At 44.0% G+C, this 15,878-nt stretch carries 16 protein-coding genes; 9 read left to right on the top strand and 7 right to left on the bottom strand.

What is annotated here, in order from left to right:
• Positions 1-31: 31 nt before the first annotated feature.
• Together BLHYD_RS16045 and BLHYD_RS16040 are read right to left on the bottom strand one after the other, a co-directional pair.
• A complete protein-coding gene (locus BLHYD_RS16045) occupies positions 32-595 on the bottom strand; it encodes a glycerol-3-phosphate responsive antiterminator (RefSeq protein WP_005951795.1) in 564 nt (187 codons plus the stop codon).
• Between the two features lie 28 nt (positions 596-623).
• Positions 624-1,985, bottom strand: a complete 1,362-nt coding sequence (locus BLHYD_RS16040; RefSeq protein ID WP_260784578.1) for an FAD-binding oxidoreductase — start codon at positions 1,983-1,985, stop codon at positions 624-626.
• 186 nt (positions 1,986-2,171) lie between these two features.
• Here BLHYD_RS16040 and BLHYD_RS16035 point away from each other — a divergent pair, with 186 nt between their 5' ends.
• From BLHYD_RS16035 to BLHYD_RS16025, 3 genes are all read left to right on the top strand, one after another.
• Complete coding sequence (locus BLHYD_RS16035; protein ID WP_005951788.1) at positions 2,172-2,984, top strand: electron transfer flavoprotein subunit beta/FixA family protein; 813 nt, start codon at positions 2,172-2,174, stop codon at positions 2,982-2,984.
• A 3-nt stretch (positions 2,985-2,987) separates the two neighbouring features.
• Positions 2,988-3,989 carry an electron transfer flavoprotein subunit alpha/FixB family protein gene (locus BLHYD_RS16030; protein ID WP_005951786.1) on the top strand — a complete coding sequence of 334 codons (1,002 nt, stop codon included), beginning with the start codon at positions 2,988-2,990 and terminating at the stop codon, positions 3,987-3,989.
• Positions 3,990-4,122: 133 nt separating this feature from the next.
• Entirely contained in the window at positions 4,123-5,715 is a 1,593-nt protein-coding gene (locus tag BLHYD_RS16025; protein WP_005951784.1) for a BCCT family transporter, read from the top strand.
• A 510-nt stretch (positions 5,716-6,225) separates the two neighbouring features.
• On the opposite strand, the gene BLHYD_RS16020 is transcribed toward BLHYD_RS16025, so the two are convergent.
• A complete protein-coding gene (locus BLHYD_RS16020) occupies positions 6,226-7,596 on the bottom strand; it encodes an MATE family efflux transporter (protein ID WP_005951782.1) in 1,371 nt (456 codons plus the stop codon).
• Between the two features lie 18 nt (positions 7,597-7,614).
• Positions 7,615-8,088, bottom strand: coding sequence for a MarR family transcriptional regulator (locus BLHYD_RS16015; RefSeq protein ID WP_005951780.1), 474 nt, complete (start codon positions 8,086-8,088; stop codon positions 7,615-7,617).
• Positions 8,089-8,406: 318 nt separating this feature from the next.
• On the opposite strand from BLHYD_RS16015, the gene BLHYD_RS16010 reads away from it, so the two are divergent.
• Entirely contained in the window at positions 8,407-9,237 is an 831-nt protein-coding gene (locus BLHYD_RS16010) for a DNA-3-methyladenine glycosylase family protein (protein ID WP_005951778.1), read from the top strand.
• Between the two features lie 20 nt (positions 9,238-9,257).
• Here BLHYD_RS16010 and BLHYD_RS16005 read toward each other — a convergent pair whose 3' ends face one another.
• The 3 genes from BLHYD_RS16005 to BLHYD_RS15995 are packed head-to-tail and all read right to left on the bottom strand — an operon-like array spanning position 9,258 to position 11,615.
• Positions 9,258-10,391 (bottom strand): sensor histidine kinase, encoded by a 1,134-nt coding sequence (locus BLHYD_RS16005; protein ID WP_005951776.1) that lies wholly within the window; start codon positions 10,389-10,391, stop codon positions 9,258-9,260.
• A gap of 1 nt (position 10,392) precedes the next feature.
• A complete protein-coding gene (locus BLHYD_RS16000; RefSeq protein WP_005951774.1) occupies positions 10,393-11,040 on the bottom strand; it encodes a response regulator transcription factor in 648 nt (215 codons plus the stop codon).
• Positions 11,041-11,084: 44 nt separating this feature from the next.
• Positions 11,085-11,615, bottom strand: coding sequence for a hypothetical protein (locus tag BLHYD_RS15995; protein WP_040350893.1), 531 nt, complete (start codon positions 11,613-11,615; stop codon positions 11,085-11,087).
• A gap of 430 nt (positions 11,616-12,045) precedes the next feature.
• Between BLHYD_RS15995 and BLHYD_RS15990 the strand changes: the two genes are divergently transcribed.
• The 5 genes from BLHYD_RS15990 to BLHYD_RS15970 all read left to right on the top strand — a co-directional run bounded on the left by BLHYD_RS15990 (position 12,046) and on the right by BLHYD_RS15970 (position 15,857).
• Positions 12,046-12,825 carry an alpha/beta fold hydrolase gene (locus BLHYD_RS15990; RefSeq protein ID WP_021845858.1) on the top strand — a complete coding sequence of 260 codons (780 nt, stop codon included), beginning with the start codon at positions 12,046-12,048 and terminating at the stop codon, positions 12,823-12,825.
• 269 nt (positions 12,826-13,094) lie between these two features.
• Positions 13,095-13,571 (top strand): TspO/MBR family protein, encoded by a 477-nt coding sequence (locus tag BLHYD_RS15985; protein ID WP_005951766.1) that lies wholly within the window; start codon positions 13,095-13,097, stop codon positions 13,569-13,571.
• A gap of 335 nt (positions 13,572-13,906) precedes the next feature.
• On the top strand, positions 13,907-14,350 hold the full coding sequence (locus BLHYD_RS15980) for a GNAT family N-acetyltransferase (protein WP_005951764.1): 444 nt from the start codon (positions 13,907-13,909) through the stop codon (positions 14,348-14,350).
• Positions 14,351-14,760: 410 nt separating this feature from the next.
• Positions 14,761-15,336 (top strand): TetR/AcrR family transcriptional regulator, encoded by a 576-nt coding sequence (locus BLHYD_RS15975; RefSeq protein ID WP_040350891.1) that lies wholly within the window; start codon positions 14,761-14,763, stop codon positions 15,334-15,336.
• Positions 15,333-15,857: a flavodoxin domain-containing protein gene (locus tag BLHYD_RS15970; RefSeq protein WP_005951760.1), complete on the top strand. Its 525-nt coding sequence runs from the start codon at positions 15,333-15,335 to the stop codon at positions 15,855-15,857. The genes BLHYD_RS15975 and BLHYD_RS15970 overlap by 4 nt, the downstream gene beginning before the upstream one ends.
• The last annotated feature ends 21 nt before the right edge of the window (positions 15,858-15,878 follow it).

Here is a 15,878-nt window from a genome sequence, read left to right as displayed (position 1 = left end):
AAAGAAATCTTTGCAATCTTTTTCTGTACTTTTACATTTCCCACACATCAGGGTTTGTGGTACATATGGCTATTGCTCCGGCATTTAGATTTTCAATTACAATTTCTTTGTCGCAGACGAGGCCGGAGGAAATAATAGGAGTGGAGAAGCGTTCATGGGTCCATTGAATTACCTTGGTCCAGCCTGGAGCTATGTTGATAATATCCGCCTGACTGATTTCTAATTGGCGGTCAATACTTCTCCAGGAACTTGAATCTAAAATGAAAAAACGATGAATCGTAAAGATCCCCTGTTCTTTTGCGTAACGGAGAATGGTAGGTTTTGAACTGATGATGCCATCTAATTCCATAGTTTTTAGAAAATCAACGACGCTGTTTCTGGGAGAAAATCCATCCACCATGTCGATGTTTACAAACACAAGCTGCTTCATTTTTTTGAGATGATGAATGGTATCGCCAATGTTAGAGATAGTTCCGAACAGAGTAAATACAACCTGCGATTCGGCTTTAGCGGCAAGCTTTAAATCGGACTCTTTATTGATTCCAAGAATAATAGGGTTTTCTTCGATTAGCTGTAGGATTCCTTTTTTGTTCATATCCGATAAATGTCCTTTCCTGATGATTTTATACTAACATATTTTTGGGATTAAAAAGACCGGAAGGGTCCCATTTCTGTTTTAGCTTGATTCGTTTGTTTAATAGATTGATAGGAGCGATGTGTTGAAAAATGTCACGGTATAATTTCCCTACGCCGCATTCAGAGAAAGCATGTCCGCCTGCTTCAAATGCGTCTTTGCCCCATTTTTGGATTAATATCCGGGCATTATGATATTCCTCTGCTGAATGTGAGAGGATATTTACGTAAGGATTTCCAGAACCAATGTGTCCAAAAATTACACCGGACAGATGATTTTCGGCTAAGCTGTCTTGATAGTAGTTTACCAATTCTTGTCTGGTTTTATTAGGAAAGAAGCAGGAGCAGGAAAGTTTTCTTATCAAAACATCTTGCGCGTGAAGAGAGGCAACTTTTAAATTAACGCATTCAGAAACGGCGTGACGCATGGAGCGGAAGGTTTCCACTTCATCCCCGACGACATTCCAGACAGCATCAGGATCTCCATGGTATTCGGCGGCAAGCTCTAAAAGGTCCTCGGCAGTTTCTTCCAGTGTTTCTTCACAATCGCTTTCAAGCTCAAGATAAATGGCAGCTTGGCTGGAAGAAGGCAATTCTGAAATTCGGGAAATGGAACTGATCTGTGAACGGAATTCCTGAAGCAATTCAAAACTTTTGGAATCCAAGAGTTCGAAAACACTTATATGTTCTATGCTTTTCACTGCGTCAGCAAATCCGGCTGCACAGAGACTATCAGGGAAGAAAAACATAAGACCCCATAAAAACTTCGGGATTGGGGATGTACGTATACGCACACCAGTTATGATTCCCAGCATACCTTCACTTCCTAATAAATCATGGAAGTTACTGTCTGAAGCAGAACAAAGATGCAGATTACCATTACAGTCACAATATTCAAGTTCCGTCACAAAATCAGATACACTGCCGTATTTGTAGGAGCGAAGACCACGGGCGCCAAAAGAAAGAGCTCCGCCGATGGTAGCACTTTTTTCTGTAGGAGAAGCTGGAAATTCGCGAGTCATGTTGCTTTCTTTACGGACAGATGTTTCGATTTCAGAGAAAGTTGTTCCGGCCAGCGCCCACAGCGTATTGTCTTTGGCACGGTAAGAAACGCCGGTTAGATGCTGCAGATTCATGCTGTGGTTGTTAGTGGCAGTACCAGCGCCGTTAATTCCGGTTAATCCTCCGTGGGGTGTGATGGTTATTCCATGAGCTGCGCAGCAGAGGATAACCTGTCTTACCTCATCTGCTGTTTCGGGAGAAGAGGCAGAAAAAGCATGCCCTGTAAAGAAAGACTCGTCCCGAACAGAATTAGAATCGCTTAGAGGGTGAATAAGTATTGATTCTTTCATATAAAACGAAAACCTCCTTCATATAATCGCAATGCTGCTGGAAAAAAGAAAAAACGCCCGTTGTTTTAAACAACAAGCGTTTTTCAACTCTAGCGCACAATTTGAATTTAGTTAAACATAGCATATGAATCAGGAATTGTCAATATAGGTGCGGCAAGAGAAAAGAAAATAAAAAGGAGACTGGTTATGAATATTTTAGTGTGTGCAAAGCAAGTACCAGATACGGCAGAAATAAAAATAGACTGGGAAAACCATACATTAATACGGGATAATGTTTCTTGTGTCTTAAATCCCTACGATGGGTACGCGCTTGAGGCAGCGGCAAAAATAAAGGATAGAAATCCAGATACAACCATAACTGTAATATCCATGGGTCCGGTGCGGGCGGAAGAAATGTTGAGGGAGTGCCTTGCCATTGCAGCAGATCAGGCGTATTTGATTACGGACAAAGCGTTTGGAGGATCGGATACCTATGCCACAAGCTATGTTTTGGCCCAGGCGATTCAGCATATACAGAAAAAAAGGGGGATGATATTTGATGCCATTTTTTGCGGAAAGCAGGCGATTGACGGAGATACCGCACAGGTAGGACCAGAACTGGCAGAACATCTGGGATATCCACAGGTTACCAGTTGTCTGAAAGCGGAAGAACGGGAGAAGGAATTCATCGTTCTGCAAGAACGAGACAATAATAAAAAAGTGATCGGGGTAACGTATCCATGTGTTGTGACATTTACAAAACCAGATACGGATCCTAGATTTCCTACATTTAAACGGAAATTGGCGGCGCGTAAAGCAGCTATACCTCACATTTCATCTACAGATATAAAGGGGATAGATCTGCGGTACGCAGGAATCAAAGGGTCTCCCACAAAGGTGCGGAAAACCTATGTCCAGGCAACTAAAACCAAGGGAGTGATGATAGAGTCGGAAAACATAGAGAAAATCATTCAGGAGCTCTGCAATGCGGTGAGCAAAATATGTGAAATCCGGAGGTGAGATATGAAAGATAAGAAGAGTAATGATATATGGGTATTTGTTGAAATCAAAGAAGATGGAAGTGTTCAGCCTTCGAGCTTGGAATTGCTGAATCCAGGTATGCAGATAGCTGAGAAAACTAAGGGAAAATTGGTCGCGGTTTTATTTGGCAGCGAGCTGCAATCTGCAGTGAAAGAAACAGCGGAATATGGAGCAGACCAAATTCTGATGGTGCAAGGCAGCGAATATGAGGAATACTCTACAGATATTTATACAGACGCGCTTTGTATACTGCTGAAGAAATATGCGCCTGCCGCTTTGCTGATTGCTGCGACGAATAATGGACGGGATATGAGTCCGAGAATCGCCTGCCGATTGAAAACAGGTCTGACGGCGGATTGTACAGGTGTAGATGCAGAGGAAGATAGTGGCTGTCTGCTTTGGACAAGACCAACGCTGGGAGGAAATCTAATGGCCTGTATTGTATGTCAGGAACATTGGCCGCAAATGGGAACCATAAGACCAGGGACCTATAAAAAGAAAAAAATTGTGAAAGAGCATGTAGAAGTGAGACGGGAATTTGTGAAACTGGGAGCTAGTAGAAACAGGGTAAGAGTGTATGAAACCATAGAGGAAGAAGGTGTGCCGGCAGATTTGGAAAGTGCGGAAATTATTGTTGCAGGAGGAAAGGGACTTGGAAGTGCTCAAGGGTTTCAGATGCTGCAGAATCTGGCTGATGCTTTGGGAGGCGCAGTTGGAGCAACTCGCGGAGCGGTGGAAGAAGGATGGATTTCACATGCTTTTCAAATTGGACAGACAGGAAAGACAGTCAGTCCCAAACTTTATATAGCATGTGGTATTTCCGGGGCTATTCAGCATATGGTGGGAATGTCTTCGGCTAATATGATTATCGCGATTAACCAAGATCGGGAAGCGCCGATTTTTCAGATCGCAGATTATGGAATTGTAGGGGATATTTATAAGATTATTCCAGAATTTACCAAAAAAATAGTTGATATTGTTTAGAACTGAAGGAGCTTTTTGCAAACTATGAAGTGATAGAAGAGAAAAACAGGTCTATAGTACTTTCGCCAGTATAGCATAGTCCTTGGAGAGAGACTATAAACACTACTACTTTATAATGTGAGAAAGGGAAGACATGAGTGAAAAGAAAAGTACAAAAATCAGAAAAATTGCATTTTGGCCAGCGTTCATTTTATTATTCGGCTCGTTAGTTTACAGTATTGTGGACAAGACAGGTTTCTATGCGATGGCAAGTGCCGCCAATACTTGGGTATTAGACAATTTGGGCTGGACTTATAGTCTTACGAGCTTTTTGTGTTTAGTGGCTATTGTGATTGCGTATTTTTCGCCATTGGGCAACGTAACCCTTGGCGGGAAAAATGCAAAGCCGATTCTGTCTAAAGCAAGCTGGGCAACCATTACCCTATGTACCGCTATGGCGGCAGGAGCTTTGTTCTGGGGTATTGTAGAACCGATTTACCATATGGCGGCGCCTCCGGTTGGAATAGAACCAAATAGCTGGGAGTCTGCGAAATTTGCAATGGAAACTATGGTACTTCACTGGTCTATTCATCCATATGCTTTATACACGCTTCCGGTAATCGCATTCGCGTTCGCGTTTTTTAATATGGGAAAACCTTTTTCTGTCACATCTCAGTTGAGTGTGATAACGGATAAGTTTCATATTAAAACAGGAGATAGGAACTCGTTTCCTCAGATCTTGGACACGATTCTTTTATTCGCTATGGGTCTTGGGATTTTGGGAGTGATATGTACAGGCACTTTAAATATGGGCGGCGCGTTAAAGGAGATTACTGGCATACAGAGCAAAGATACGGCGTGGCTGATTATTTTAACGGTTCTTACTGTCTGTTTTATCACATCTTCGGTGTCTGGCATTCACAAAGGAATTAAACTGTTATCTAATATGAATGTAGTAGTTTATATCGTTCTTTTGGCAACGATGTTTTTTTTAGGGCCAACGGCGTTTATGATAGATGGAACCGTGGAGGCAGTGGGAGGAACCTTGTCTGATCTACCGGAAAAACTTTTGACGACGGGAGCATATGCATCGGATCCATGGGCAAAAAACTGGACGGTATTCTATGCGGGAAGCTGGGGAAGCTGGGCACCGATTTCCGCATGCTTTCTTGCGAGACTTGGAGTTGGATATAAGGTAAAGGATTTAATTAAGATTAATTTTGGAATTCCAATTTTATTCAATATTGTGTGGAGCGGCATTTTTTCAAACTTGGCCATCAATTATCAGCTCAGCGGAAAATTAGATTTAATCAACATTCTGAATACAGAGGGGGCGGAAGCAACGATATATGCCATTTTTCGGGAAATGCCGGGGGCTCAGATTATTATTATCTTATTCTTTGTGGCCTTGCTTCTTTCCATGATTACCGCTATGGATTCCACGACAAATTCCATTGCGGCGCTTTCCACAACCGGGATATCTCCGGAAAAGCAGGAAGCACCGGTATTCTTAAAAGTAATGTGGGGCGTGATGTTTGCTGTACTGTCCTATATCATGCTTACAATCGCGGGAATAGATGGGATTAAAATGGTCTCTAATCTTGGAGGTCTGCCAAATATCTTTATTATTCTCGGAGGAATTATCTGTGTATTGTTTATAGCTGGAAATGTCGATAAATATAATATCGTTGACCGGAAGACGAAAACAGAAGAAAAGAATTGCGAGAGGGAAACGGAGAAAGAATAGAATCAAAGATGCGGCCCGATTGGTACATAGGGGATAGAATGAAAAGAGTATGAGGAAATCCTCCGGTGAGCTACCGGAGGATTTCTTTTGATGTGCCTGACGGTGCATATTTTTTAAGGTGAAAATCCCAAATCCGCCCGGTAGCGTACGAAGAGATAGCCGAAAGCAAGAGTGTTACAAGTGACTGTTCGTCAAGCTGAAGCTGTTTGCTCATTAGAGCATAATATATTCGCATTGTTAAATGACAAGAGCAATATGAAGGGAGACGTTCACGTACAGTTCCATGAGAAGTTTAAGGTGAAAATTCTCTCATTTATTTGACTGAGAGGATGGGAGCTAGTCGCTCCTTCCTGTTTGATTTGTATCATCCTGCTTTTGCTTTTTTACATTTCTATTTTGACTTATGTTGGATAAAAATGCGTGAAAGCGGCAAAATCCAGCCTTTTTTTATATACTAGGAAACCCTTGCCACGCTGACATGTAAAAGTTTATTTTTAGAAATAAGTTTCTTTAGGCTTGGGATGGCATTTTTCTCATATGTTTCATCTCTTTCATAATCAGCAGTGTGGTTACAACAAAAGCAGAGAAATCTGCTACAGGTCCGGCAAAAAGAATCCCGTCCAGACCCCAAAAAAGCGGAAGAATCAAAAGCAGGGGAATCAAAAAGAGCACCTGTCTGGTCAAAGAAAGAACCATGCCTTTCAGGGGCTTTCCGATTGCCGCAAAGAAATTGGAGGAGATCATCTGGACCCCGTTTAGGAGAATCATAAAGAGGAAAATGCGCATGAATCGCACAGCAAACGCCATGTAGGCACTGTCGCCGGAGCCGAAGACGGAGATAATCTGCCGGGGAAAAAACTGGAACATGCAGAAGCCGACTGCGGAGATCAATAGGTCACAGATAATGGCCAGGCGGTAAGCCTTGCGGACCCGGGCATATTTTTTCGCCCCATAGTTAAAGCCGATAATAGGCTGAAGCCCCTGAGAGATTCCAATGATGACGGCCAGAAGTAGGGAATTGGTCTTCATAACGATTCCGCAGGCCGCCAGAGGGATGTCTTTTCCATAGGCGGACATCGCACCATAATAGGTCAGGGAATTATTAAGAACCACTTGTACCAGAGTAATAGCAAGCTGATTCAAACTGCTACTCAGCCCTAGGGTGACATTCGCTCCCCACTGGGAGATATGGACGCCGAAGTGGGACTTTTTCAGTTTTACTTGCTGGAATTTCGGGATATACCGTAACGCCATCAGACAGGAAAAAAACTGGCCAGTGACGGTTGCGATGGCTGCGCCGGTAACTCCCATATGGAAGATGAAGATAAAAATGGGGTCTAAGATTGTGTTGATAATAGCCCCCACCAACATACAGGTCATGGAGTATTTAGGGCTTCCGTCCGCCCTTGCCAGGTTGCTGATACCATTTGTGATAATCAGAAAAGGCATACCGACCGCAGTGATGCGGGTGTAATCCAAAGCATAGGGCATAATCTCTTCCGTGGCGCCGAAGGCAGTCAGAAGAGGGTGCTGGAAAATCTCAATCAAGATTGCATAGAGAATGCCGCAGATCATCATCATGCTGATGCCGTTTCCCACAATCGAAGCGGCCCGGTCTTTTTGGTCAGCACCCAGATAGAGGGAGTAGCGGGAAGCGCTGCCGATGCCGATCAGCAGGGCGATAGCCAGACAGATCGTCGTCAGAGGGTAGGAGACATTGGTAGCGGCGTTTCCCAGATATCCGACGCCTTGACCGATAAAGATCTGGTCCACTACGTTGTATAGAGAGCTGACAAGCATAGCAATGATACTGGGAACAGCAAAGGAGCGCAGCAGACGGGGCAGTTTTTCATAACCTAAAATATTTTCTTGCGTATTCATAGTTTGTATTCCTTTCTCTTACTGTAAATTCATGGATTTCGAAGCAGGATACGGTTCTTCCTGTAAGGATTGTTCACTGTATAACTGCATAGAAGTCTCTCCGATTTGTCTGAGCATTGACAAAAAGAGCTGCTGTTCTTCATCGCAGAAATTTTGAAGAATTTGGTTCTCCCACTGTTCTATAATTTTTTGAATAGGTCCGCAGATCGCTTCTGCTTTTGAAGTGGGGTACAGCATACAGGTACGTTTGTCTGTCGGGTTTGTCTTTCGGATGAGAAATCCCTTTTTTTCAAGAGTCAGAATGGAACGAGTAATATTGCTGGGGTTCAAATGAAAACTGGAAATAAACTGATCTTGGGTAATTCCTGGGGACTGGCAGATTTTTAGAATATACATGTGCTGGCTGCTGTTGATGCCCAGCGGGATAAATTGGCGATCCAGATACATTTTCGTGAAACGGTCTGTGACCGACAGCCACTTAATCATTGGCATGGGATAGTCCTCCTTTATGAAAAGTATATGTGCCCTTGCATGATCAGGCAGAAGATATTATACTGCAAATTATTTGCGTGCGCAAGCAATTTATTCTGTAATGGGTAAGATATTGTCACGCTAATGCGTGAAAGTCCTTTCCTATTACACAAACGCTCCGTGTGGATCGCGCTGCGGCGGAGTGGAAGATGGCGCTTTGTTCTCCGCCGTAGGCGAAGAATCCTGCAAGAGTCATGTGTAAAACATGGAGATCTCTGCTATAATGGTTCTAGAGGAACACCGAGAGTACACTTAGGATAGTGAGGAACGAAAGAAAAGATGGTAGAGAGGAAATTGAAGAATTTTGATTTGGGACAGATTTGCGACTCGGGCCAGTGTTTTCGGATGCGGAGACAGTCGGAGGACACTTTTCAGATTTTGGCGTCTGACAGGGAGATAAAAGTTACGAGGCGGGCAGACCGCTGGTTGTTTCACTGTGAGGAGAAGGAGTTTGCACAATTTTGGGAGCAGTATTTTGATTTGAAGGAAGACTATGAAAGATATAGAGAGCAGATCAACCCCAGGGACCGATATCTTAGAAACGCGGCTGAGTTCGGAATTGGAATTCGTATTTTGAGACAGGATTTATGGGAGATGATAGTGTCTTTTCTGATTTCACAGCAAAACAATATTGTGCGTATTCGGCGCTGTATCGAGAACCTCTGTGAGAGCTACGGAGAGAAAAAAATTGGCGGCGGGGGCGGGGTGTACTATGCTTTTCCGCGCCCGGAGGTGTTGGCAGGGTTACAGGAGGATGCCCTAAAAGGCTGCAACTTGGGATATCGAAGCAAGTATGTGGTGAGAAGCGCCCAGAGCGTGGTGTCAGGGGAGATTGACTTAAACCAGGTCAGGTCCATGCCATATTCTAAAGCTAGGACTGAGCTTCAGAAGCTTTATGGAGTCGGGGAGAAGGTGGCAGACTGTATCTGCCTGTTCGCACTTCATCAGCTAGAAGCATTTCCCATTGACACACATATTCATCAAGTGTTGGAGCGGCACTACAGACGGGGATTTCCGAACCGGAGATACTGGAAGTGCCGTGGAGTGATGCAACAGTATATTTTTTACTATGAGCTGGAAGGCACGAAGGAGAGCGGGAGAACTCCGTGAAGGGGAGACGGCAGTCTGTCTTATTCTTCGTCTGTGAGCATCGAAGAAGGAAAAATAACGACTGCCTCTGTTCCGCCCTGTTCGGGAATCTGATACTGTAGTTTGCCGTGGTATAGGTGTACGATGTCCCGGCAGATTCCCACACCGATTCCAGATCCCTTGATCTGTGAGACGTCTAGATTTTTTCTTTTATTCAGGGCGTCTAGGATTTTGGGGTCTGCTTCCCCGTCATTCCAGACTGAGATTTTGTTTTGGTAGATACGAAGGCGGACACTGTCGCCGCTTTGCAAGGCATTGGAGATCAAGTTGCTGAGTAGAGCTTTTAACAAGGTCTCATCTCCGAAAATATATTTTTCGTGGCTTTCGATGACCAAAGAAGGGTATTGAGTCTGAATATCTCTCAGCAATCGGTCGAGAACGAGCCTTTGATTTAGAATTCTGCCTTCACGGAGATTTCCCATAATCAGGATTTTTTCCACGATTTTTTTGAGATTATCTGTCTGGGCTATGAGCTGATCTTCCGCAAAACAGCGGTCCTCCTCAGTCAAGCAGCCGTCCCGCAGATACTGGGCATACCCTTGGATGACCGTCAAGGGATTGCGCAGTTCATGAGAGATCTGGTTGACGGGCATATAAATTTTTTTCATGGTGATATACAGGCCGAAGCCAACTAAAAAAGTGAGAAGCAGAAAAACCAGGAAAGCAGACGCCAGCCGGATTCTGTGGGAGGCGTACACAGAGGAGAGAGCCTTTCCGTAGTAAAAATCCAAGGTGTTCTGGCCTAAATCCAAGGTGTCTGCAAGAACCAGGTAAGGAACACCTTCATGACGGTATACAGAAGCGGAATCTGGGAACGATTTGAGAGAAAAGGGAAAGGAATTTACCAGTTCTCGGGAGTTCTCAGAGGCAATTAGCAGATATTTTCCGTCATTTTTTAAGTTGTCCGATAAAAAATAGAGACTGCCGTTTTCAGAGAAGGAAGTTTCATCCAGGGAGAGAAGACTGAGCAGCGTATTTTTTTCTGTCATGGTGTTCTGAATTTCCTGTTGATATTCTTCGAAAAATATCAAATTGACCAGGAGGGAAATTCCCACGGATAAGAACAGGGTGAAGACGGCGAGGGTGATCAAATAATTTTTCTTCCAGAGCTGCATGTTAACACTCCAATCTGTAGCCGCGTTTATAGACGGTCTTGATATCGTTTTCCAGATGCAGTTTTTTTCGGATTCTCTGAATGTGAACATCTACAGTACGGGCGTCTCCCAGAAAATCCATTCCCCAGGCCATATCTAAGAGTTGGTCCCTGGAAAGAGCGATGTTTTTGTGAATAATCAGTGTGCGCAGCAGTTCAAATTCCTGGTAAGTCAAAGCCACGGTTTCTCCGTCTACTTTCACCTGACAGGAATCTAAGAATACTTCTGTGCCGTGGAGCCGAAAGAGTTTTTCATCTTTTTGGAAACGCCTCAGAACCACATGTACTCGAGCTACCAGCTCCTCCATGGCGAAAGGCTTGACGATATAGTCCTGGGCGCCGCCGTTTAGGCCCCGGATTTTATCTCCTAGCTCGTCTCTGGCAGTCACGTAGATCACCGGAGTATTGCCCAGAGATTCTTTTACCTTCCAGCCACTGATATCCGGCAGATTCACGTCCAACAAAACCAAATCAAAGGTATGACTTTTACCCATAGAGATCGCCTCCATGCCTTTGTAGGCTTGGAGGCAGCGGTGGCCGGCTGCATTTAAAGTCCGTTTTATCAGTTCATTGATGGAAGCTTCATCTTCCACAATCAAAATCTCAGCCATTTGAAATCCTTTCTTTATGTTTAGCCAATCAGAGCTTACACGGGTCAGTGGGGATGTGGGGAGGTCTCGTATGCCTGTTTCTCAATTTCCATCAGTTGTTTGACGGTAAAATCGCTGATTTTTCCATTTTTTGCGGAGACCTTATATTTTTCACAGGCTTCCTCGATGATCTCTCTGCCGCCGTCGAAAGCGTACACTTCATTTAAGTAAATTTCTAGGGTATCGATATTTGTGCTCTCACCGTCGGACAATAGAGATTTTTTCCCATTTTCCAGCTTTAAGGCCACGGCAGAAGTATAATCGAGCCGATCTCTGTCTGCGAATACTTCGTCGACTGTGACGGTGTCATAGTCCAGATCATACTTGTCGCAGACTGTTTTTACAGTCTCGGCGGAGTAGATGTAGTTTTTAAATAGAGTCTCCTGTGAGCGATCTTGGAAATTAGTGACGGATTGTTCGGCTCGTTGTTGGGCGAATACAGAGAAGCCTCCGAAGACGGCTGCTGCCGCTAACAATATGCAGATGATTGCCATACCGAAAGAGTGGCGTTTCAGTTGATGTTTTAATTTTTTCATAATCATTTTCCTCCTTTTCATTATAACATGGTTGGTTTGGAACAGAAAACAGAAACTTTATCCTTTTTGTCCGGCTCTGGAAGACAGGAGTTACTGTTCAAGCCTTCTATATCCCGCGAAGTATTTTGGCACATTTTGTGCAAAAATTCCGAGACCTGCCCGTGCCAAACTGCTGTTTACAGCAGTTTGTGTGCATTGCGAAGCGTGGTGCTGTTCACGAACTGCAAGGGAGTGAACGGTAACGGATAGGCGGGGTATAAAGAGTTTTCTAACTTAACAATAACAGACAGTTGTTGCGAAGTTGTAACGAACAGGGGGATTGTTCACACGCTATTATCCAGTGAAGAGGGAGGTTCGGATGGTCATCCGATACAGGATGAGATATAATGATTATCAGAAAGAGGTGGGAAGATTAAAAAGGAGGAATTTCATGAGACAGATCAGAATCAAAGAAATCGAAGAGCCAGATTTCGGCTGTGAGGGGAGACCGCAAGGAGAGTCCGTCTTTGTGAAGATATGGGCGGAAGATGCTGGAACTGGAGAAGAGATTGTCTGCCGGATGGAGGAAAAGGCACTCTGGCAAAGCGGAATCGACGAAGGAATGCAGGTGTGGATGGACGAGAGAGGAGAACTGAGAAGAAGAAAATTGGCGGTGTTTTTTCCCGGATGGCGGCACAGCACGGACAGAGCTTTGCTCTATTACCCGGAAAAGTTGTGCAGAAATCTGGGGTATGAGACGGTACTTCTCCACTATGACTACCCTAGAGATAGGAAAACGGAGAATTTCTCTTTTGAGCAGACAGAAGAGCAGGCTTGGAAAACAGTTCAGACAGAGTTGGACAGTCGAAAACTTAACGACTATCAGGAAATTCTATTTGTCTCCAAGAGTATGGGGACTGTGCTGGCAGGAAAAGCGGAGCGAGAATATGGACTGACTGGGGTACGGCATTGTTTTTTGACACCGCTGCCTCAGACGGTGAAATATTTTAAAGAGCAAGGGCAGCTGGTGGTCGCGGGAACCAAAGATCCATATTTTCCAGTGGAGGACCTAGAGTCTGTGTGTGAGAAACGAGAAATGAGATATTATCTTGTGGAGAATGTGGGACATAATTTGGAAGTGGATGAGATACAGGGAACACTTTGGATTTTGACGGAGGTCATGAGACAGATCGAGAATTTTATCAGATGGGAAAGTCGCCCGCCTCTATAGGTGGAGAGCAAAAATCAGTATCCTTGACGGGTGGCAATTCCCATCAGATAAACACTCCGCGAGGATGCGCAGGGATTCGAAGAAGAATGATGTCGGCGAATGCCGACTTGAATCCCGCGCCAAGACTCGCAAGCGAGTCTTGAACAGAGGGGGAAACCCAGTGAGATTTGAATAAGGGATGGAGATGAGAATATTTCAGACAGCCCCGGAATAGGCTAGTGGTAAGTGAATGTACCGGGAGATCGAAGGGTGTCCCGAGTGGAGGAAATATGGAGAAAATCCAATGGAAACCTTTGCTGCTGAGTATTCTCATCAGTCTTGGCACGGGAACTTTGGCAGGGCTTTTGACTTCAGGGAGCATGGAGAAATATCAGACGCTCTATCATCCACCTCTTGCACCACCGGGTTGGGTGTTCCCCGTGGTGTGGACGATACTTTATTTTTTGATGGGAGTTGCCGCGTATCGAGTCTACGTCTCTGGAAACGATGACACCAAACAGGCTCTGTTGATTTACGGGGCACAGCTTTTAGTGAATGCTCTGTGGCCGCTGCTGTTCTTTAAATTGGACGCATACTTTTTTTCTTTTATCTGGTTGCTACTGCTGTTTGATCTGGTATTGTTGACGGCCAGGTGCTTTTCTATGATTGACCAAATTGCAGGAAAACTTTTGATTCCCTATTTGATCTGGCTGGTGTTCGCAGGATACTTAAATTTAGCTTATCTGATACATAACTTATTTAATTAAATGTATATTTAAAATATATATAAAAATTATCTGTTTATTCGGGGGGGGGTATTGTGCATTTAATACATTAAAACGTTGGTGTGCAATATAATCCGGAAAATTTGGAGGAGATGGTCGAAAAATAAAAATAAATTGTTAATTTTATTCATATATGAATGATTTTTTCTAAGATTTGCGCTATAATTATATAAAATATTTTGTGTTATAGAAAGGAGCTTGTCATGCTGATGCGTGAGAGCTCGTTTCTGCAACATAAACGTTCCGTTCTGAATATCAGGTGGACCGTAGACCTATGTAAGTTTGAGATTATTTAGCGGAAGTCGGGGGAATCATTTATGGAAGTATTAGCAATGAAAATTGAGGATTACGATGAGGCGTGGAAAATCTGGGTACATACAAAAGGAATGGGCTTGAATAATCTGGATGATTCTAGGGAGGGAATTCGAAAATTTTTAAGACGAAATCCTTCCACTTGTTTTGTCGCAAAGAATGAAGGAAAGGTGATCGGAGTAATTCTGGCTGGAAATGATGGCAGGAGAGGCTATATCTATCATTTGGCAGTGAAAGAGAGTGAGAGGAGGAAGGGGGTAGCAGATAGGTTGCTTAAAACGGCGATGAAAGCATTGGAGAAAGAAGGAATCAAAAAGATTGCTTCGCTGGTCTATAAGGAAAATAAGATTGGCAATCAGTTCTGGGAAAAAGAAGGCTTTGTTCTGAAAGAGGGGATGAGGTACAGGAGCAAGGCGGTGGCAGATTTGTATGATATCAGCATAGAATAATAAGTGCAGCCGTAAGAATGCAGACCATGTATTCTTGCGGCTGTATGTATCATATGGGGAAGCCACCCGCCTCTATAGGTGGAGAGCAAGAAATTAGTAACAGAGGCAGGGGCCAATCCCCATCGGATAAACGCTCCGCGAGGATGCGCAGGGATTCTGCTGCGCAGCTTATATCACCGCATATGCGGCTAAATCTTCGCTTGTGGATCAGCGCCATATGCCTGATAAGAGTAAAACTCCTCTGCAAGCAAACTTGCTCCGGATTTTTGTTCTTATCAGACGCATGGCTAAATAGTTACCTACAGTGTACGGGAAGCATAAAACATACTTGTAAATTTTTCGAGAACATTATATAATTCAATTATATAAACTATTTATATAATTTATTTATTTGAGAGGAATGGTATCCCGTGCCCAGACAGAGGATTACAAAAGAAATGGTGGTGGAAGCAGCTTTTTCGCTGGCCCGTGAGGGTGGAATGGAGAAGGTGCTGGTCAAAAATATAGCGGAGAGAATTGGGTGTTCGGTGCAGCCTGTGTACTGCTACTGTCGAAATATGGATGGACTGAGAGCGGACGTGGTGGAGTATACGGGAAAATTTATTCAGGAATATGTATCTGAGCGGATAGATTCTTCCTGCCTGTTTGAGAGCGTGGGAAGGGCTCATGCTCTGTTGGCAAAAGAGGAACCTCATTTGTACCGACTGTATTTTTTAAGAAAGAGAAAAAGGGCTCATTCGCTTGAGGAAATTTATCAGGAGGAGACAAATCCCAAGGTATTAGAAGATATCACGCAGAAATTAGGGATGGAAGAGGACAGAGCGAAGAAGCTGCACAAACACATGATGATCTATAATATTGGTCTGTCTTTTATCCTGGCTTGTCTGGGGGAAGAGACAAATACCGAGGAGATGAAAATTATGGCAAATGAGGCGTATGAAGCTTTTCAGGCAAAATTTATGGAGATGGAGGCAGCAAAAAGATGAGAGAGGTCATTATCTACTGTTCTAAGACTGGTTTTACAAAGCGGTATGCTCAGTGGCTTCAAGAGAGTCTAGGATGCAGTTGTATTCCTTGGGAGGAAGTTCAGACTGTGGACTTGGGAAGTTATGACACGGTGATTTTTGCGTCCTGGATTCACGCGGGAAAGATTCAGCAACTTCCCTGGTTTTTGAGTCAGTCTTTAAAAGCCGCGACCAAAATCGTGCTGGTCACAGGGGCGGCGCCGCCGGATAATGAGGAGACGAGACGTACGTTAGAGGCGAACTTTAAGGACTGCCGGCAGGAGGAATATAAAGTTTTCTATCTGCAAAGTGGACTGTGTTATGAGAAGATGGGCTGGAAAGACAGGTTGATGATGAAGGTGTTCAGTAAGATGTTGGACAGAATGAAGGAGAAAGACGGGACAAAAAAGGAGATGGCAGGATTGGTGAAAAACTCCTTTGACTATAGCAAGAGGGAGAACTTACAGCCTGTGATTGAATACGCAGAGAGACATTGTCGGTGAGAGAGAAGAAGCGAAGAGAGG

This window comes from Blautia hydrogenotrophica DSM 10507, from assembly GCF_034356035.1.
GTDB classification, from domain to species: Bacteria; Bacillota; Clostridia; order Lachnospirales; family Lachnospiraceae; genus Blautia_A; species Blautia_A hydrogenotrophica.
The sequence above is the reverse complement of the archived record's forward strand: the minus strand, read 5'-3'. Positions and strand labels throughout refer to the sequence as shown.